This window comes from Candidatus Woesearchaeota archaeon (genome assembly GCA_020854775.1).
GTDB lineage: Archaea > Nanobdellota > Nanobdellia > Woesearchaeales > 21-14-0-10-32-9 > 21-14-0-10-32-9.
The window spans coordinates 56495-72690 of record JAHKLZ010000044.1 but is presented as its reverse complement, the minus strand read 5'-3'; the positions used below and the strand labels follow the sequence as shown (position 1 = coordinate 72690).

Sequence of the window (16196 nt, the reverse complement as noted above, 5' to 3'; positions counted from 1 at the left end):
TGGTAGCTGAAAGAAGTGTTTACTAGGTTCGTTTTTGTTTCTATTGCTATTTCCGTTATGTGTTTTCTAAATATTGTTGGTAATAAATCTATTACTATTTTGTTTTTTTTGAATAATTTTTTTAATTCTTCTTTGTTGTTTGCGTCTATTTCTATTATTGTTATGTGTTGTTTTATTTTTTGTTTTTTTATGAATTCTTTTATGTTTTGTGTGTTATTGTCTGCTATTGTTATTTGTATTTCTTTGTTTCTTGTTAGGTCTAGTAGTGTTGCTTTTCCTTGTGCTCCTCCTCCTAGTATTAGTGTTTTCATTTATTATCCTTTTTTTGTTTTTTTTTGTTTTGGTTTTGAAAATGCTGTGAGGTTTATCCAGATTAGTGTTGTTGTTAAATAGAATAGTTGCATTATCACGTTCATCCCCATGGTTATGAATAGTATTAGTGTTCCTATTATTGTTATTGGTGGTATATTCTTTGTTATTTTTTGTATTAATGGATTTTCTGGGAAATAGTATTTATTTATTTTGTACATTAAAAAAAGTATTAGTACTGCGCCTATTATTCCAGTCATTGTGTGTAATATTTTTCCTAGTAAGAATTCTTCTTTGTATGGTATTGTTAGTGTTAATAATATTAGCACTGGTAATAAATATAATTCCCAGCTTATTTTTATGTTTTGTTTTATGTGTATTTTTATCAGGAATAGTGTTACGAAGTAGAATACTATTCCTCCTCCGAGTAAGAACATTAAGTAATTTTCAGGTATGTTTCCTATCGCGGATAATGGTTTTTCCATTAGGTTTATTATGTTTCTGTTTATAATTAGCCATGTTAAAACAAGGATTCCTGTTATTGTTATTATTAGGCTTATTATTTTTAGGTCTTTTTTCATCTTTTTTTATTATTTTTTTTGGTTATTAAAATATTTTTTGTAAAAAAAAAAAGAATTTAGAAGTTTTTTATTTTTTCATGTTTATTGTTTGTGTTTCTTCGTCGTTTTCTTCTTCGTAGTCATCATTTATTTCATTATCTTCATCTTGTGTTTCTTCGTCTATGTTTAAGTCTTCTGGAGGTATTTGTTCTATGTCTTCCAGTTTTGGTTTGTTTATTGGTTGTTCTTCTAGGATTTCTTTTTCTGCTTCTTCTTCGCTTATTATTTTTGCTGCGCTTATTAATTCGTCTCCTTCTCTTAGTTTTATTACTCTTACTCCTTGCGCGGTTCTTCCTACTGTTGATATTTGGTTTACGGGCATTCTTACTATCATTCCGTTTCGTGTTATGAACATGATGTCTTCTTCTCCGTTTACTTCTTTTATTGATACTACGTGTCCGTTTTTCTCTGTTAAATTAATGTTTCTTACTCCTTTTCCGCCTCTGTTTATTAGTCTGTAGCTTGATACTAGTGATTGTTTTCCGTATCCTTTATTGGTTAGTGTTAGTACGTTTGTGTCATGACTTGTTATTATTAATCCTACTACTTCATCATTTTTGTTTTTGAATCTTATTCCTGTTACTCCTCTTCCTGTTCTTCCTATGGCTCTCACGTTTTTTTCTGAGAATCTGCATGCCATTCCTTGTTTTGTTGCTAGTAGTATTTGTTTTTCTCCGTTTGTTACTCCTACACCTATGAGTGAATCGTCTTCGTCTATTGTTAGTCCTATGATTCCTCCTTGTCTTGGTCTTGAGTATGCTGTTAGTGCTGTTTTTTTTACTATTCCTTTTTTTGTTGCTGTGAATAAGTATTCGTCTTCTTTAAATTCTTTTACTGGTATTATTGCTGATATTTTTTCTTCTTTATCTAAATTTATTAGGTTTATTATTGCTTTTCCTTTGCTTTGTCTGCTTGTTTCTGGTAATCTGTAAACTTTTAACCAGTGGACTTTTCCTTTGTCTGTGAATACTAGTAAGTAAGCGTGCGTGTTCGTTACGAATACTTTTTCTATGAAGTCGTCTTCTTTTTTATCTGCTCCTATTACTCCGACGCCTCCTCTTCTTTGTGTTTTGTACGTATCTAAAGGTATTCTTTTTACGTATCCTGAGTTACTCATAGTTACGACGACTTTTTCGTCTGGTATTAAGTCTTCCATGTCATAGTCTTCGTCTTCTACGTCTAGGATTTCTGTTCTTCTTTCATCTCCGTATTTGTTTATTAGTTCTTGTTGTTCTTCTTTGATTATGTTTAGAATTTCTTTTTCGCTACTTAGAATTTCTTTGAATCTTGTGATTGATTTTTCTAGTTCTGCGTATTCGTCTTTTATTTTTTGAAATTCTAATTTAGCAATTTTTTGTAATTTCATGTCCAGTATTGCTTGGCTTTGTATTTCTGTTAATTCAAATCTTGTTATTAGTGATTGTTTTGCGTCTGATGCTGATGATGAATTTTTTACTATTTCTATTGCTTCGTCTATGTTATTCAGAGCTATTAGTAATCCTTCTAGGACGTGTGCTTTATCTTCTGCTTTTTTTAAGTCATATTTTGTTCTTAGAGTTACTACTTCTTTTCTGTGACTGACAAATTCTTCTAATAATCCTTTTAGTGTGAATATTCTTGGTTGGTTATTTATTAGTGCTAGGAATATTATTCCGAATGTTTCTTGTAATCTTGAGTGTTTGTATAATAAGTTTTTTATTACTTCTATGTTTGCGTCTTTTTTTAGTTCTATTACTATGCGCATTCCTTTTCTGTCTGATTCATCTCTTAAATCTGATATTCCTTCTATTATTTTTTCTTTTACTAAGTCCGCGATTTGTATTATTAAGTTTGATTTATTTACCATGTATGGTATTTCTGTTATTACTAGTCGTGCGTTTTTTTTGGTTTCTTCTTCTTGGATTCTTGCTTTCGTTGTTACTTTTCCTCTTCCTGTTGTTGCTGCTTGCAAGTATCCGTTTCTGCCTTGTATTATTCCTCCTGTTGGGAAGTCTGGTCCTTGAACGTGTTCTAATATTTCTTGTGTTGTGATGTCTGGATTGTCTATTAGTGCGATTACTGCTGAGCATGTTTCTTTTAGGTTATGAGGTGGTATGTTAGTTGCCATTCCTACCGCGATTCCTGTGCTTCCGTTTATTAGTAGGTTTGGTATTTTGCTTGGTAGTACGTTTGGTTCTGTTAGGCTTCCGTCGAAGTTTTCTACGAATTTCACTGTTTCTTTGTCTATGTCTTGTAGTAGTTCTTCTGATATTTTTGCCATTCTTGCTTCTGTGTAACGCATGGCTGCTGCGCTGTCTCCGTCTACTGATCCGAAGTTTCCTTGTCCTTGTATTAGCATGTATCTTAGTGAGAATGGTTGTGCCATTCTTACTAGTGAATCGTATACTGCGCTGTCTCCGTGTGGGTGGTATTTACCTAGGGTTTCCCCTACGATTCTTGCGCATTTTTTGTATGGTGAATTCCATTTTATTCCTAAGTCGTTCATTGCGTATAGTATTCTTCTGTGTACTGGTTTTAGTCCGTCTCTTACGTCTGGTAGTGCTCTTCCTACTATTACTGACATAGAATAATCTAGGTACGCGTTTTTCATTTCGTCTTCTATGACTTGGTTTATTATTTTGTCTGCGATTGGTTTTTCTTCATTGTTTTCGTGATTTTTTTCGTTTTGGGTCATCGGCGCACCTTTTTTGGTTATTTTTTGTTGTTTTTCAGAGTATTTTTGTTTATTTTTTAAATGATTAAAAAATGTGTTTGTTATTAGAGGAGAAAAAGCAAGTTTATTTATAAGTGTTTTCTTTTATTTTTTTGTTGTTTTGTTATGTTTTATTATTCTTTGTTTTTTTTGGTTATTTTTTTGAATAAGATTTATAAATGGTTAATCTTTTCTGTTTTTTTATGACGCAAAGTAAAACTAAATCAAGAACTTTTGCTAGGAGGCAAGTTAGGACTATTAATGGGACTAAGACTGTTTATGATAGGAGAAAGCCTAAAGTTGGTAGTTGTCCTGTTACTGGTGAGAAGCTTAAGGGTGTTCCTAGAGAGTTGCCTGTTAAGATGAGGAATTTGGCTAAGACTGAGAAGAGACCTCAGAGACCTTTTGGAGGAGTCCTTTCTTCTAAAGCTGGTAGGCAAGAGTTAAAGAAGAGAGCTAGAAGTAAAGAATTGTGAACCTTTGATTAGGTGGTGACGCTTAATTGTTTTCTAAGGTTCGGAGGAAGTAAAAATGATGGAAATTGGTAGATTATGTTTGAAAATTGCTGGTAGGGATGCTAATAAGACTTGTGTTGTTGTTGATGTCCTTGATGGTAATTATGTTTTGATTGATGGTGAGACTCGTCGTAAGAAGTGTAATATTCTTCATTTGGAGCCTTTAGATAAGGTTGTTAAGGTTAAGAAGGGTGCTTCTAGGGATGAGGTTAAGAAGGTTTTTTCTGATCTTGGTTTGGGTTTTTTTGAGCCTAAGTCTAAGAAGCCTGAGCCTAGAGTTAAGAGAGTTAAGGTTAAGAAGGTTGTTGAGTCTAAAAAAGTTAGTAAGAAAGATGATAAGGTTAAGGTTGATAAGCCTGTTGTTTCTGATGTGAGTGAATCTTCTGCTAATTAATTTTTTTTTCTTTAATTATTTTTTATTTGTTTGGTCTTTTTTTGAATAAGATTTATATACTTAGTTGTTCTTTTTTGTTTTTATGTGTTTTTTGGAGGTGTTTTAGGTGAGATATTATTTATTTATGATTTTAGTTTTTGTTTTGTTCTTGGTTGGTTGTTCTTCTAGAGACGTTGTTCAGGATGATGACGTTGTTGAAGTTGTTGAGTCTGAGGAAGTTCTTTTGTTGAGGAGATTGAGTGGTTTTTTTGCTGAGACTTTTTGTCAAGATAATTATGCTAGTTTTGATGGTTATCCTGGTAGAAGTGCAGACTATAAAAGTTACTCTGAGATTAATGAATTGTATGATTTGACTCGTGAGGAGGCTTTGAGTTATAATGAGTTGTTGATTGGTAATGAGTTGTATGAGCAGTTTTTTCATGAGAAGGTAGAGGAAGTTTGTCCTGGTCTTTTTGATATTTATATGGCGTCTAGGAGTTAGTTTTTTTTTCTTTTTTTCTTTTTTTTCTTTAAATAACGTGTTTGTCTTCACTTATTAATAGTTACAAAATCAAAATCTTTATAAATTAGATGGTATTACTCACTATTAAGGCGTAAAAATTTACAAGGTGATTATTAATGTTAGTACAGAAAGACTTTTTAAACAAACTCAAAGATTTAGGAATTAATAGTTATGAAGCGAAGATTTGGACTGCGCTTCTTTCTCGTGGTGTTAGTACCGCTGGTGAATTATCCGATATTTCTAATGTTCCTAGAAGCAGAAGCTATGATGTTTTAGAAAGTCTTGAAAAAAAAGGTTTTATTGTTATGAAAATAGGTAAGCCTATTAAGTATATTGCTGTTCCTCCTAGAGAAGTTCTTGAACGTGTTAAAAAGAACGTGAAAGAAGAAGCTGATAGAAACGTGAAGTTATTAGAGGAAATAAGAGGTACTGATATTCTTAATGATTTGACTTCGCTTCATGAGAAAGGTGTTGAATTAGTTGAGCCTAGTGATATAACTGGTGCTTTGAAGGGTAGAGATAATTTACATAATCAATTAATAATGATGATTAAAGAGGCTGAGAAAAGCGTTGTTCTTGTAACAAGTGAAGAAGGTCTTAAAAGAAAAGCTGATTTTTTACTTAAGCATTTCAGAAAAGCAAAAGATAGAGGTGTTGAAATAAAAATTTCTGCGCCTATTAAGAAAACTACTGCTGATATTGAAGAGCTTAAAAAGATTTCTGAAATTAAAGATCTTGGTTTAGCTGGAAGATTTTGTATTGTTGATAATTCTTCAATGATGTTCATGATGGCTAGTGATGATGACGTTCATCCGACTTACGACGTAGGTATATGGTTGAATACTCCTTTCTTTTCTAAGACTTTGACTCAATTGTTTGATTTGTCTTGGAATTTGGTTGAGCAAAAAGTTAAGAAATAATTTTTTTTTTAGTTTTGTTTAATGTATGTTATGTTGTCTTGTTCTAATTTTTTTAGTTGTTCTATGATTCCTTCTATGTGTCCTTCTCCTATTATTGCTAGTATTCTTTGTGTTGGGTTTTGTCTTTGTAGTAAGAATATTTTTTTTGCCATTATTTTGTTTCTTTCATCGATTATTACTTTGTAAATATAAGGATATCTTTCTTTGACTTGTTTTGTTAGTTTTTTTACGAATTCTTCTTCTGGTATTTTTGATATGTCTATTTTCATTCTTTGTTTTTTTTGAAATGGTGCTTTTATTATGTCTAGAATTATTTTTAGTTTTTCTTTGATTGGTGTTTTGCTTATTTTTTTTAGTGTCTTAGTTATTTCTTGATCTATTAGTTCTAGTCTTAGTTTGTTTCTTTGTGCTAGTGTTACTCCCAGTAGCATTTCTTCTCCTGGAGCCATGCCTGTGATGTTTCCTAATTTTTTTTGTGTGTATCCTCCGATTATTGCAAATAAGTATCCTGTGAATCCTAATTGTTTTATTGCTTTTATTCCTGGTCTTTTTCTGTTTTTATCTATTAATCCTTGTAGTCTTTGTTTATCTAATTCCACACATATTATGTCTGGTTTGTGTTCGTTAAATGCACTATTTATTTTTTTCTTTGATTCTGGAGAGATATGACTTGTTCCTACTAGTTTTATATTTGGATTCATTTTTATTAGTAATTTGTTATTGTTTATATTTTTTTTAGAATTAGGCTACTTTTAGTAGTTTCCTTATTCCTGTGCTTAAGACTACTGATAATAATATATATGTCCATAACCAGTTTAATCCTAGCCCTATTGGTTTTAATGGTTTTACTGGTTCGTTTCCTACTGTTATTTTTAGTAGTTGGCTGTTTTTTATGTCTTTTATAGGATTTACGTATTTTTTAGTGTTGGTAATAAGTACTTCTTTGGTTTCTTTGAACGTTGGACTTTCTATTATTATTGTGTGTGTTCCTTCTTCTTCCGCTGTTATTTTCCATTGTATTTCGCGTTTGTTTTCTTTTCTTGGAACGTGTGCTTCGTTTCTTGTTACTTCTCCGCTTGGTATTATTGTTAGATTTATATCTTTTAAGTCGTGTATGTAAGAATTTGATATTTGCGTTGTTACTGTAAATTCTTGTCCTGGATTTATTGGAGCGTATGCAATATTAGCTGACATCCACGTGAATAGTATTATTAATGGTATGAATGTATAAAGCATTGATTTGAATGATTGCTTCATCATTTCCATGTTTAGGCTCATCATTTCTTTTTGTAATTCCATTACTTTTTTTGTGTCTTTTTGATGATCCTTAGTTTTTTTTCTTAGTTCTTTTAGTTTTAATTTTATTTCTTTTATTCTTTTTTGGTCTGTTGCGTATTTGTATATTACTGTTGTTATTATTGTTGCTATGAAAGATAGTATAAATATTATCCAGAAATGAGGTAGTTCCATGAATCCTTGAATTATTGTTTGTAAAACCATTATTATTTACTCACCTTCTTTTTTAATAACACAAGTCTTTATTTAAATATTTGTTTTTTTATCCTTTTTTTTAGAATGATATGAATTTTCTCATCGTTGGGTTCATGTCGTATAAGTGTTGTTTCGCGATGTCTTCGTATAATTTGTATATTATCATGACTGCTAATAGTATCCCTGTTCCGCTCCCTATTGCTTGTGTTAGATCCGCTACGCTTGCTAGTAGTCCTATGGCTATTCCTCCCATGATCGTTAGTGGTCCTATGTATCTTTTTAGTAATCTTTCTAATACGCGTGGGTCTCTTCTAAATCCTGGTATTTGTAGTCCTGAACTAACCATTTGTTTTGCTTGGCTCGCCGCGTCTAGTCCTGATGTTTGTACCCAGAAAACGCTGAATATTGTTGCTCCTATTACGTAAACGAGTATGTATGTTAGTGATTGTGCTATTATTAACCAAGTCATGTTGCTTGCTATTAATGATTCTAAGAATGGTGGCGCGGTGGTCCATGCTACTATTCCTGCTAATGCTTGTTGTCCTCTACTTTCTAGTAAGTTGGCAAGTATTTGCATGTTTGCTAGCAACGCGGATACTAATATTATTGGTAATACGTTTGCGTATAGAAAGTTTAGTGGCCATCTTACTCCGTGTCCTGATACTTTTCCGAAGCTTAGTGGTATTTCTACTTTCATTGATTGTACATATACTACGAAAAAGAATACTGTTAGCGTCGCGATTACTCTTGCGACTGGGAAATACAGTGCATCTAGTGATGTTTGTGGATTGAACAAAGTGATGAATATTATTGGTATCATTCCTGCGGGATTATCGAATGGGTATGGGCTGAATAGTTGTATGAATATTTGTTGGCTGACTCCTGCTGCGATGAATAAGCTGACACCTGATCCGAATCCGTATTTGCTTACTATTTCATCCATTAGTATTATGAATAGTCCTCCTAGTGTTATTTGTCCTACTAGTATTAGTGGGCTTATTCCTGCTTGTGCTGTTAGTCCTCCTAAAAATACGAATATAAATGCTTCTACTACTACAAAAATTATTGCTAATAGTTTTTGTATTCCTTGGAATTTTCTTTTTCCGTCTTGTTTTGTTAAGTCTATGTTTATTATTCCTGCTCCTTTTAGTAGTTGTAGAATGATGGATGCTGTTACTATTGGTCCTATACCTAGTGTTATTAGGCTTCCGAAGCTTGCTCCTAGTACTGTGCTTAAGAATTCGAATTGTTCGAGTGCATTTGCTTCTAATCCGTATAGTGGTATGAGTCCTAGTAAGAAGTATAACGCTAGTACAATTCCTGTCCATTTAAGTTTTGCGTTGAATGATAGTTTTTTTTGTGTTGGCGGTTTTACTTCTGGTATGTAACTTAGTATTGTGTCTAGGACGCCCATTTTTTTGCACTTATTCTTGTTTTGGCAGGTTTATGTTTCCGCCTGCTTTTTGTATTTTTTCTATTGCTTTTGGTGATGCCATTTCCGTTGTTATTTCTAGTTTTCTTTGTGTGTTTCCTGTTCCTAGTAGTTTTTGGTATTTTATGTCTTTTAAGTTTATTGATATTGTGTCTTGATTAATTGTGGCTTTTCCTGTTTTTATTAGCGTATCAATTATTGAGTCTAGGTGTGATATTCCTATTGCTTTTATTTCTATTTTATTTATTGATACGAATCCGTTTTTTCCGAAGTATTTTTCGTCTTTCCAGTAGCTAGGTTTTTTTGCGTCTCCTCTTTTTCCGGAGCCTGCGTTTCCTCTTCCTCCTCTGTGTCCTGCGCCTCTGTGTTTTTTCTTAGCGCCCCATCCGTGGGTCCATTCTCCGCGTTGTCTACTGTTTTTTTTTCTTTTATTATGTGTCATCTTTATAACCTTTATAACATTTTTTTGATTAAATCATTCATTTTTTCTTTTCTGTTTCCTAGTGCGCCTTTCAAATGGAATGGTTTTTTTATTCCTTTTCTTTCGAATCCGCCTCTTGGTGGGTGTAATGAGTAGAATTTTTTTGCTGTTGGTCTTTTTTCTTTTAGTAATTTTAATGTTTCTTCTGTTACTGTTCCATACGTTACGTAGTTTTCTACTTTTTTTAGCATTCCTTTGTTAACTGGGTTGTCTTCTAAGATTACGCACGCGTTCTTTTTTTGTAAGTTTAACATTCTTAGCGTGTCTTTTATTTCTTGTCTTAATTCTACTAATCCTCTTACTAGGATGACTGCTATTTTTTCTTTTTTTTCGTTACTCATTGTTCAGTCACCTTTGATCCTTTTATCATTGATAGTGCTTCTATGTCGTGTGGTCTTGTTTTCATTTTTGTTAATTCTTTTAGTGCTTTTTCACACGCTGTTATCATATTTATTTTATTCTTTGTTTGCCCGAATGATTTTGACCATACATCTTGTATTCCTGCTAATGCTAATATTTTTGCGCATTCTTTTTCTACACATAGTCCTTTTCCTTTTGGTGCTGGCATTAGTGTTAGTTCTACGCTTCCGCATTTTCCTGTTACTGCGAATGGTATTGAATTTGGTTCTTTGGAGTCTGATTCCCAGCTTCCGCTTCCTCTTGCGATTTTGAATACGTTTAATTTAGCGTTTTTTATTGCTTTTTCTCTTGCTGGTACTGTTTCTTTGCTTTTTCCTATTCCTATTCCTACGTATCCGTTTTTGTTTCCTATTACTGCTAATGTTGTAAATTTTGGTTTGTTTCCTTCTCTTGTTTTTTTCTGTGTTTGCCTGAATATTCTTCTTTGTCCGCCTCCGAATTTTCCTTTGGCTTGTCCTATGAGTAATAATTCTGATTCTAGTTGTAGTAATGAATCTACTATTTCTGGTTCCATTATTGCTTGTCCTGATTCTAGTATTTCATCCATACTTGTGATTTGTCCTGTTTGTACTTTTTTTCCTAGTTCTGTTTTTGGTGTCCATTCTGTTGGAGGTATGACTTCTATTTTGGTTTGTTCCTCGTTGACAGGTTCTAGTAATGGTAAGTCTTCTTCTCTTTCTTGTTTTTTATTTATTGTTTTTTTCTTTGATTTTTGTTCTGGCATGATTATCACTCTTTGATTTTTTCTTTGATTTTCTCAAAGTCTTGTGTTATTGTTTTGTGTTTTTCTAAGTATGATGCGATGTGTTCTCCTTTTAATCTTTCTTCGTTTGGATATATTTCTTCGTTAACTGGTATTTCTAATCCTCCTTCTGTAACTCCTTTTAATGCGGAGAATAGTCTTGATCCTTTTAGTGGAGTTTCTAATCCTAAATCTAGGATTGCTTTTTTGATTTTTTTCTCTTTTGCTTTTTTAGCTAATATTAATCCTGCTAAGTAAGCTGCTGGTACGTTTTTGCAAGAGTGTTTCCATCCGTGTTTTCTTAGTTCTGAGGAGTTAGTTGTTATTAGTACTTTATCTCCTTCGGATTCATATCTTACTATTTGTAATATTATTTTTGTGTTTGTTTTTCTTAATATTAATCTGTCTGTTTTTCCTTTGAGTAGGTTTAATCTTTTTTTGTAGTTTGTTCTACCTTCTCTTTTTCTTCTGTATTTAACTGTGTATTTCGTTGTTGAACTCATAAATCATCACTTCTTGGTTTTATTTGTTGTTTTCTTAGTTGTTTTTTTTACTGTCTTTGTTTCTTTTTCTGTTTTATTATCTGTTTGTTTCGTTTCTTTTTTTTGAAACAATTTGTGTTCTTCTAAATACAATTTGATATGTCTTGTGCTTCTAAAAAAGCCTCCTTTGCATTTCATGTATATGTTTCTGTATGTTTTTAGTGATATTAGTTGTTTTTCTTTTAGTTCTGTTAGGAATTTTCTTTGACTTCTTATTTTATTCATCCATGATTCTTTTCTTGGTAATCTAGCTGTTGATTTTCCTTGTCTTGATCCTGGTCCTTTTCTTAGTCCTTTGGATTTTTGGGTTTTTATTTTTCTTGCTCTTCCTCTTGATACTCCTTTTTCTTGGACTTTAGTTATTGCTTTTTCTGAGACTAATTGTCTTATGTCTGTCTTGGTGATTGCTTCTTTTATGTCTGCTAGTCTTTGAGTATCAAATTTTACTCTTTTTTGTGATACGTCAAGGACTTGTGATGCTAATCTTTTTTGTATTTTCATTTTTCTTTAACCTTTATTTGTTTTTGGTGAGTATTTTGTCTTTTTCTTTTTTTTCTTGTTTTTGTTTTTCTTCTTCGCTTATTTCTTCTTGTTTATCATCTTTTTTGTCTTCTTTTTTGTCTTCTTTCTTTTTTTGTTCTTCTGCTTCTTTCTTTTTTTGTTCTTCAACTCTTTGTTTTGATGCTTTTTTTCTTTCTGCGAAGTATTTTTCTGTTGCTTCTTTGAATTTGTCAACTTTTAAATTGATGATTGTTATTTTTTGTTCTTCTGCTTTTTTTATTAGGTCTAATTTTTTTTGTTTTCCTGTTCTTCCTATTACTATGCATTGTGTTTTAGGATTAACATTTTCTAGTTCTTGTATGTTAGTTATTGTTATTATTTCTAATCCTTGGATTTTGTTTTTTTCTTGATTAGGAGTTCCGTATCCTGGTCTGACAGTTATTCTGTGTCCTTTTCTGTTCAGTCTCATCTTGTTGGTTATTCCTTTTGGTTTTCTCCAACCTGTTCCTGTTATTCTTTTTTTCTTGTTTGTGTCTTTTCTGATGAATTTTTTCATGATTATCACTTTTAGCTTAGTTTTTTACCGTCTTTTTCGGTTATGTATATTCCGTCTTGGAATATTCTTTTGTCGAATCCTGGTCTTTTTGTTAATTTTTCTATTGAGCCCGCTGTTTGTCCTGCTATTTCTTTGTTTATTGATTCTACTATTATTTCGTCTCCGTTTATTTTTACGTCTGCTCCTTGTTTAATTGTTAGTGTTCTTGGTACTTTTTCTCCTATGAAGTTTTTTATTTCTAACACGTTGTTTTTTAGTGACACGTTCATTGGGAAGTGTCCTGAGCATATTTTTAATTTGTATATGAATCCTTCTTGTACTCCTTTGAACATGTTTCTAAGGTGTGAACGAGTTGTGAATATCATTCTTTTTTCTCTTTTTGATGCATTTTTGTACGTTAGTATTAATTCGTCATTTTTTGTTTCTAGGATTATTTTTTTATCAGGTAGTTTTCTTGTTATTTCTCCTTTTGGTCCTCTAATTATCATTTCTTTTTTGTTGTGTGTGAAGGTGCATCCTTCTGGTATTTTCATTGTGTCTGTTAGTATTTCTTGTTTCATTTTCTTACCTTTAGTATGCGAAGCTTAGTAACGTTCCTCCTAGGTTTTGTTCTTTTGCTTCTTTATTTGACATTATTCCTTTGTTTGTTGATACTATTAATACTCCGAAATTCATTGCTGGTAAAAAGCTTTTTTCGAATTTTTCGTAGTCTGTTACTTTTACTTTGTGTCTTGGTTTTATTACTCCGCACTTGTTTAGTGATCCTATTAAGTATATTTTTAGGATTTTTCCTTTTCCGTCTTCTATTTGTTCATATGAACCTATTAGTCCTTCGTTTTGCATTACTTCTAATACTTGTCTTATTACTTTGGAGTTATTTTTTGTTATAACTTCTTTTTTTCCTAATTTTTCATAATTGTTTATGTAGGACAATACGTTTGCTAATGGATCGTTTAATGACATTTTTTCTTACACCTTTATTGTTTTTTTTTATGAGTATTTTTTAAATCCTAAATCTGTTGCGTAATCTCTGAAGCAGTGTCTGCACAAGTTTAATCCGTATTTGGATATGTGTCCACCTGTTCTTCCGCATAATTTACATTTCTTTGTTGATTCTCCTTGTTCTCTTTTTTTTGATACGTTGTATTTATTGTATTTAGCCATTTTTCCAGGCTTATTACTTATTTGTTTCAACATTTTTGTATGATTTGAAGTCGTCATAATTCGTCACCTGTTTTAACTGAATAATTGTCTTTCATGAATTGTATTGCTTCTTCTTTTGTTATTCTGTGATTCGGAGGTAGTGTTGATGGTCTTATTCTTCTTGTTTTTACTCTGAATCCTGGTCTTGATAATGTTATTGTTGCTTGTAATCCCATCATTCCTATGCTTGGGTCGTATTTTGCGTCTTTTATGTCTACGTATTCTTTTATTCCGAAGCTTATATTTCCTTCTTCATCGAAGTATGATTCTTGTAAGTTGTTGTCTTTAGCGTATATTATTCTTTCAACCATTTTTTTGGCTTCTTCTCCTCTTAGAGTAATTTTGCATCCTATTGGTAATCCTGGTCTTAATCCCCATGATTGTATTCTTTTGTTTGTTGTTGTTTTTATTGGTTTTATTCCTGTGATATTTTCTAAGAGCTTTATTGCTTTATCTAGTACTTTTTGGTCTTTTCCTGCTCCTATGTTCAGGGTGACTTTCTCTATTTTGATTTTTTTCATGACGTTCATTTTTATTCATACTCTGCTATTTTTTCTTTGTTTATTGCGATTACGTATTTTTTGCTTGTTTCGAATGTTTCTTTATCTGATTTTATTGTGACTGTCGTTGTGTTTATTTCTTGTATTGTTCCTGTTTTGCTTGAATGTTTTCCTGTATATACTAATATTAGTGCTTTTTCTTTTAAAGGGATATGATCTAATATTTTCAGAGTTGATACTTCTACTATTAGTGTATCTCCTACTTTGTAATTTTTAGATTCTTTTTCTTTAATTATTAAGTTTTCTCCATTCACCGTGTTTAGTTGTACTTTGTCTTTTCCTAGTATTGTTTTTCCATTTATTTTTAGTAGTCTTTGTGTTGCTTGTTTTTCGTTTATTTCTTTTGGTTTTAGTGCGCCTTTATGATCTATTGTTAGTACGTAATTTTTATTTGTTGATTTTATTGTTATTATGTCTAAAAATCCTACTGGTTTTTTGAAATCTCTTTTTCTCTTTCCGTTTATCAGAACTTCGTCGTTTGTTAATACGTATTTTGTTTCTTTTGTTGTGTTTGTTATTTTTGTTAGTTCTTTCATGAAAGTGTTAATCGCTACTGATTGTTCTAATTTGTGCGCTCCAGGTAGTGGTTTAGTTATGAATTTAGTTGTTTTTCTTTCTACGTTCCATGTTCTTGGAGCTGTGATTCTTTTCATGTGATTCTTAACCATTTTTATTTATCCTCTGCTTTTTTTGGTGTTAGTTTGTCTTTTCTTTTTTTATCTTCTAATTTTAGTTCTGTTATTTGTAAGTTTGTTGGATTCATTGGCACTTTTGCTTTTGATCCGTCTCTTTTTGATATTTCTATTCCTGTTACATAAACCTTTAGGTTTGATAAGTCTACTTTATCTACTGTTCCTGTTTTTCCTGAATAGTTTCCTCTTAGTACTTTGATTTTGTCTCCTTTTCTTATTTTTACGTTTCTTGCTCCGTGTTTATCTCTTAATTCCTTTACTAGGTTAACTGTTAGGAATTTTCTTTTTACGTTTTCTGGAGCGTTATGTCTGTATTTTCTTTGTTTTCTTGGTTGAACGCTTGAATTCCATGTTTTTGAAAATTGTGATTTCATTTTTTTTTCCTCAGACTATTGTACTTGCTACTTTTGCTATTCCTGGCCATCTTTCGCATGCTTCTTTTGCGATTGGTCCTTTGAATATTGTTCCTTTCGGATTTCCTTTATCATCTTTTACTACGACTGCTACGTTACTTTCGAATTTTATTCTTGTGCCGTCAATTCTTCTGTATTCTTTTTTTTGTCTTACTATTACTGCTAACACAACTGTTTTTCTCATTTCTGGTTTTCCTTTTACAACTGATGCGTGCACTAAATCTCCTACTCTTGCTGAAGGCATTTTTCCTTTTACTGTTTTGTGACCTCTAACAGAGAATATTTTTAGTAGTTTTGCTCCGCTATTATCACAGGTTTCTACTCTTGCCCCTGTTGGTAGGGATTTTGGTATTTTTGCTTTAATTGCTTTCATTATTAATCACTCTTGTGTGTTTGCTTTTTTGATTATTTGTGTTACTACGAAATTTTTAGTTTTTGATATTGGTCTTGTTTCTTCTATTTTTACTATGTCATTTTTTTCTGCGTTGATTGTTTCTGGATTATGTGCTTTGATTCTTGTTCTTCTTTTTTCGTATCTCTCATATTTTTTAACGTATTTTCTTCTTTCCCATTCTACAGTTACTGTTTTTGTCATTTTATCACTAATGACTGTTCCTGTGAATGTTCTTCCTCTTGTTGATATTTTTTTATCCATTTTATTTCTCCTTGATTTTGATTCTTTCTTCCGGTCTTTTTTGAATTTTTTTTCCGTTTATTTTTGTTTCCTCAATCATGAATTCTTTTTTGTTTTTTAGTATTTTTTTTTCTTTTCCATCGCTTAAGATGGTGAATGTGTTTTTTGTTTCATTAACAATGATTCCTTCAACGCCTTGTTGATGCTTCATTGTTGATTTCGTGATTTTGATTTTTTTTCCGATGAATTCGTCTTTGATGTTTATCATTTTATGAATCTATGGAGTCTGGTGCGAATCCTTCTTTGATGAGTTCTTTTCTGATTTCTCTTGAATGATCACCTTGAAGTTCGATTAATCCTCCTTTGGATGTTCCTCCGCATGCAAACCTGTTTTTTAAGTTTTTGGCAAGTTCTTTTACATCCACTTCGTGTTGGTTTATTCCTTCTACGACTGTGTGTTTTTTGCCGAATTTTTTCTTTATGATTTTTATTGTTATCTTTTGGTTTTCCTTGGCTATGTTTTCCCATACTCCAAGTTCTTTAGGCAGGCCCGTGATTGGATCGATTTCTGGCATTT

Annotated in this window: 26 protein-coding genes; 4 read left to right on the top strand and 22 right to left on the bottom strand. The window is 31.8% G+C overall.

Annotated elements, in window-relative coordinates; all coding sequences use genetic code 11:
* The 3 genes from KO361_05860 to gyrA form a co-directional block, all read right to left on the bottom strand.
* A partial coding sequence (locus KO361_05860) for a saccharopine dehydrogenase NADP-binding domain-containing protein (GenBank protein MCC7575089.1) occupies positions 1-311 on the bottom strand: 311 nt, incomplete at its 3' end.
* Positions 312-314: 3 nt separating this feature from the next.
* Complete coding sequence (locus tag KO361_05855; protein MCC7575088.1) at positions 315-890, bottom strand: hypothetical protein; 576 nt, start codon at positions 888-890, stop codon at positions 315-317.
* Between the two features lie 67 nt (positions 891-957).
* Positions 958-3603 (bottom strand): DNA gyrase subunit A, encoded by a 2646-nt coding sequence (gyrA, locus tag KO361_05850; GenBank protein MCC7575087.1) that lies wholly within the window; start codon positions 3601-3603, stop codon positions 958-960.
* Positions 3604-3824: 221 nt separating this feature from the next.
* On the opposite strand from gyrA, the gene KO361_05845 reads away from it, so the two are divergent.
* The 4 genes from KO361_05845 (at position 3825) to KO361_05830 (ending at position 5952) form a co-directional block, all read left to right on the top strand.
* Positions 3825-4097: a 50S ribosomal protein L34e gene (locus KO361_05845; GenBank protein ID MCC7575086.1), complete on the top strand. Its 273-nt coding sequence runs from the start codon at positions 3825-3827 to the stop codon at positions 4095-4097.
* 55 nt (positions 4098-4152) lie between these two features.
* Entirely contained in the window at positions 4153-4530 is a 378-nt protein-coding gene (locus tag KO361_05840) for a 50S ribosomal protein L14e (GenBank protein ID MCC7575085.1), read from the top strand.
* Between the two features lie 106 nt (positions 4531-4636).
* Entirely contained in the window at positions 4637-5011 is a 375-nt protein-coding gene (locus tag KO361_05835; protein MCC7575084.1) for a hypothetical protein, read from the top strand.
* 137 nt (positions 5012-5148) lie between these two features.
* Entirely contained in the window at positions 5149-5952 is an 804-nt protein-coding gene (locus tag KO361_05830; GenBank protein MCC7575083.1) for a hypothetical protein, read from the top strand.
* Positions 5953-5960: 8 nt separating this feature from the next.
* On the opposite strand, the gene KO361_05825 is transcribed toward KO361_05830, so the two are convergent.
* The 19 genes from KO361_05825 to yciH form a co-directional block, all read right to left on the bottom strand.
* Positions 5961-6653, bottom strand: coding sequence for a TraB/GumN family protein (locus tag KO361_05825; GenBank protein ID MCC7575082.1), 693 nt, complete (start codon positions 6651-6653; stop codon positions 5961-5963).
* Positions 6654-6693: 40 nt separating this feature from the next.
* Positions 6694-7452, bottom strand: a complete 759-nt coding sequence (locus KO361_05820; protein MCC7575081.1) for a DUF106 domain-containing protein — start codon at positions 7450-7452, stop codon at positions 6694-6696.
* A 70-nt stretch (positions 7453-7522) separates the two neighbouring features.
* Positions 7523-8857: a preprotein translocase subunit SecY gene (gene secY / locus KO361_05815; GenBank protein ID MCC7575080.1), complete on the bottom strand. Its 1335-nt coding sequence runs from the start codon at positions 8855-8857 to the stop codon at positions 7523-7525.
* Between the two features lie 10 nt (positions 8858-8867).
* Positions 8868-9317: an uL15 family ribosomal protein gene (locus KO361_05810; protein ID MCC7575079.1), complete on the bottom strand. Its 450-nt coding sequence runs from the start codon at positions 9315-9317 to the stop codon at positions 8868-8870.
* Between the two features lie 11 nt (positions 9318-9328).
* A complete protein-coding gene (locus KO361_05805; GenBank protein MCC7575078.1) occupies positions 9329-9697 on the bottom strand; it encodes an uL30 family ribosomal protein in 369 nt (122 codons plus the stop codon).
* Entirely contained in the window at positions 9694-10500 is an 807-nt protein-coding gene (gene rpsE, locus KO361_05800; protein MCC7575077.1) for a 30S ribosomal protein S5, read from the bottom strand. Before rpsE ends, KO361_05805 begins: the two co-directional genes overlap by 4 nt.
* Positions 10501-10505: 5 nt before the next feature.
* Complete coding sequence (locus tag KO361_05795; protein ID MCC7575076.1) at positions 10506-11021, bottom strand: 50S ribosomal protein L18; 516 nt, start codon at positions 11019-11021, stop codon at positions 10506-10508.
* A 6-nt stretch (positions 11022-11027) separates the two neighbouring features.
* Entirely contained in the window at positions 11028-11561 is a 534-nt protein-coding gene (locus tag KO361_05790) for a 50S ribosomal protein L19e (GenBank protein MCC7575075.1), read from the bottom strand.
* A 13-nt stretch (positions 11562-11574) separates the two neighbouring features.
* On the bottom strand, positions 11575-12117 hold the full coding sequence (locus KO361_05785; GenBank protein MCC7575074.1) for a hypothetical protein: 543 nt from the start codon (positions 12115-12117) through the stop codon (positions 11575-11577).
* Between the two features lie 11 nt (positions 12118-12128).
* Positions 12129-12677: a 50S ribosomal protein L6 gene (locus KO361_05780; GenBank protein ID MCC7575073.1), complete on the bottom strand. Its 549-nt coding sequence runs from the start codon at positions 12675-12677 to the stop codon at positions 12129-12131.
* Between the two features lie 10 nt (positions 12678-12687).
* Positions 12688-13080, bottom strand: a complete 393-nt coding sequence (locus KO361_05775; GenBank protein ID MCC7575072.1) for a 30S ribosomal protein S8 — start codon at positions 13078-13080, stop codon at positions 12688-12690.
* Positions 13081-13107: 27 nt separating this feature from the next.
* Positions 13108-13281 (bottom strand): 30S ribosomal protein S14, encoded by a 174-nt coding sequence (locus KO361_05770; GenBank protein MCC7575071.1) that lies wholly within the window; start codon positions 13279-13281, stop codon positions 13108-13110.
* Between the two features lie 53 nt (positions 13282-13334).
* Positions 13335-13850, bottom strand: coding sequence for a 50S ribosomal protein L5 (locus KO361_05765; GenBank protein MCC7575070.1), 516 nt, complete (start codon positions 13848-13850; stop codon positions 13335-13337).
* A gap of 2 nt (positions 13851-13852) precedes the next feature.
* A complete protein-coding gene (locus tag KO361_05760; protein MCC7575069.1) occupies positions 13853-14548 on the bottom strand; it encodes a 30S ribosomal protein S4e in 696 nt (231 codons plus the stop codon).
* 2 nt (positions 14549-14550) lie between these two features.
* Positions 14551-14946, bottom strand: coding sequence for a 50S ribosomal protein L24 (gene rplX / locus KO361_05755; GenBank protein MCC7575068.1), 396 nt, complete (start codon positions 14944-14946; stop codon positions 14551-14553).
* A 10-nt stretch (positions 14947-14956) separates the two neighbouring features.
* Positions 14957-15358 carry a 50S ribosomal protein L14 gene (locus tag KO361_05750; protein ID MCC7575067.1) on the bottom strand — a complete coding sequence of 134 codons (402 nt, stop codon included), beginning with the start codon at positions 15356-15358 and terminating at the stop codon, positions 14957-14959.
* Between the two features lie 6 nt (positions 15359-15364).
* Positions 15365-15640, bottom strand: coding sequence for a 30S ribosomal protein S17 (gene rpsQ / locus KO361_05745; GenBank protein ID MCC7575066.1), 276 nt, complete (start codon positions 15638-15640; stop codon positions 15365-15367).
* Between the two features lies 1 nt (position 15641).
* The gene (locus tag KO361_05740) at positions 15642-15887 is read right to left on the bottom strand and encodes a ribonuclease P protein subunit (GenBank protein ID MCC7575065.1); all 246 of its coding nucleotides are present in this window, start codon (positions 15885-15887) and stop codon (positions 15642-15644) included.
* A gap of 1 nt (position 15888) precedes the next feature.
* The gene (gene yciH, locus KO361_05735) at positions 15889-16194 is read right to left on the bottom strand and encodes a stress response translation initiation inhibitor YciH (protein MCC7575064.1); all 306 of its coding nucleotides are present in this window, start codon (positions 16192-16194) and stop codon (positions 15889-15891) included.
* Positions 16195-16196: the final 2 nt, after the last annotated feature.

Excerpts from the sequence above, each read along its gene's own strand:
- KO361_05855 (MCC7575088.1), bottom strand. The coding sequence starts at position 890 with ATGAAAAAAGACCTAAAAATAATAAGCCTAATAATAACAATAACAGGA.
- gyrA (MCC7575087.1), bottom strand. The coding sequence starts at position 3,603 with ATGACCCAAAACGAAAAAAATCACGAAAACAATGAAGAAAAACCAATC.
- KO361_05845 (MCC7575086.1), top strand. The coding sequence starts at position 3,825 with ATGACGCAAAGTAAAACTAAATCAAGAACTTTTGCTAGGAGGCAAGTT.
- KO361_05840 (MCC7575085.1), top strand. The coding sequence starts at position 4,153 with ATGATGGAAATTGGTAGATTATGTTTGAAAATTGCTGGTAGGGATGCT.
- KO361_05830 (MCC7575083.1), top strand. The coding sequence starts at position 5,149 with ATGTTAGTACAGAAAGACTTTTTAAACAAACTCAAAGATTTAGGAATT.
- KO361_05825 (MCC7575082.1), bottom strand. The coding sequence starts at position 6,653 with ATGAATCCAAATATAAAACTAGTAGGAACAAGTCATATCTCTCCAGAA.
- KO361_05820 (MCC7575081.1), bottom strand. The coding sequence starts at position 7,452 with ATGGTTTTACAAACAATAATTCAAGGATTCATGGAACTACCTCATTTC.
- secY (MCC7575080.1), bottom strand. The coding sequence starts at position 8,857 with ATGGGCGTCCTAGACACAATACTAAGTTACATACCAGAAGTAAAACCG.
- KO361_05810 (MCC7575079.1), bottom strand. The coding sequence starts at position 9,317 with ATGACACATAATAAAAGAAAAAAAAACAGTAGACAACGCGGAGAATGG.
- KO361_05805 (MCC7575078.1), bottom strand. The coding sequence starts at position 9,697 with ATGAGTAACGAAAAAAAAGAAAAAATAGCAGTCATCCTAGTAAGAGGA.
- rpsE (MCC7575077.1), bottom strand. The coding sequence starts at position 10,500 with ATGCCAGAACAAAAATCAAAGAAAAAAACAATAAATAAAAAACAAGAA.
- KO361_05795 (MCC7575076.1), bottom strand. The coding sequence starts at position 11,021 with ATGAGTTCAACAACGAAATACACAGTTAAATACAGAAGAAAAAGAGAA.
- KO361_05790 (MCC7575075.1), bottom strand. The coding sequence starts at position 11,561 with ATGAAAATACAAAAAAGATTAGCATCACAAGTCCTTGACGTATCACAA.
- KO361_05785 (MCC7575074.1), bottom strand. The coding sequence starts at position 12,117 with ATGAAAAAATTCATCAGAAAAGACACAAACAAGAAAAAAAGAATAACA.
- KO361_05780 (MCC7575073.1), bottom strand. The coding sequence starts at position 12,677 with ATGAAACAAGAAATACTAACAGACACAATGAAAATACCAGAAGGATGC.
- KO361_05775 (MCC7575072.1), bottom strand. The coding sequence starts at position 13,080 with ATGTCATTAAACGATCCATTAGCAAACGTATTGTCCTACATAAACAAT.
- KO361_05770 (MCC7575071.1), bottom strand. The coding sequence starts at position 13,281 with ATGGCTAAATACAATAAATACAACGTATCAAAAAAAAGAGAACAAGGA.
- KO361_05765 (MCC7575070.1), bottom strand. The coding sequence starts at position 13,850 with ATGAACGTCATGAAAAAAATCAAAATAGAGAAAGTCACCCTGAACATA.
- KO361_05760 (MCC7575069.1), bottom strand. The coding sequence starts at position 14,548 with ATGGTTAAGAATCACATGAAAAGAATCACAGCTCCAAGAACATGGAAC.
- rplX (MCC7575068.1), bottom strand. The coding sequence starts at position 14,946 with ATGAAATCACAATTTTCAAAAACATGGAATTCAAGCGTTCAACCAAGA.
- KO361_05750 (MCC7575067.1), bottom strand. The coding sequence starts at position 15,358 with ATGAAAGCAATTAAAGCAAAAATACCAAAATCCCTACCAACAGGGGCA.
- rpsQ (MCC7575066.1), bottom strand. The coding sequence starts at position 15,640 with ATGGATAAAAAAATATCAACAAGAGGAAGAACATTCACAGGAACAGTC.
- KO361_05740 (MCC7575065.1), bottom strand. The coding sequence starts at position 15,887 with ATGATAAACATCAAAGACGAATTCATCGGAAAAAAAATCAAAATCACG.
- yciH (MCC7575064.1), bottom strand. The coding sequence starts at position 16,194 with ATGCCAGAAATCGATCCAATCACGGGCCTGCCTAAAGAACTTGGAGTA.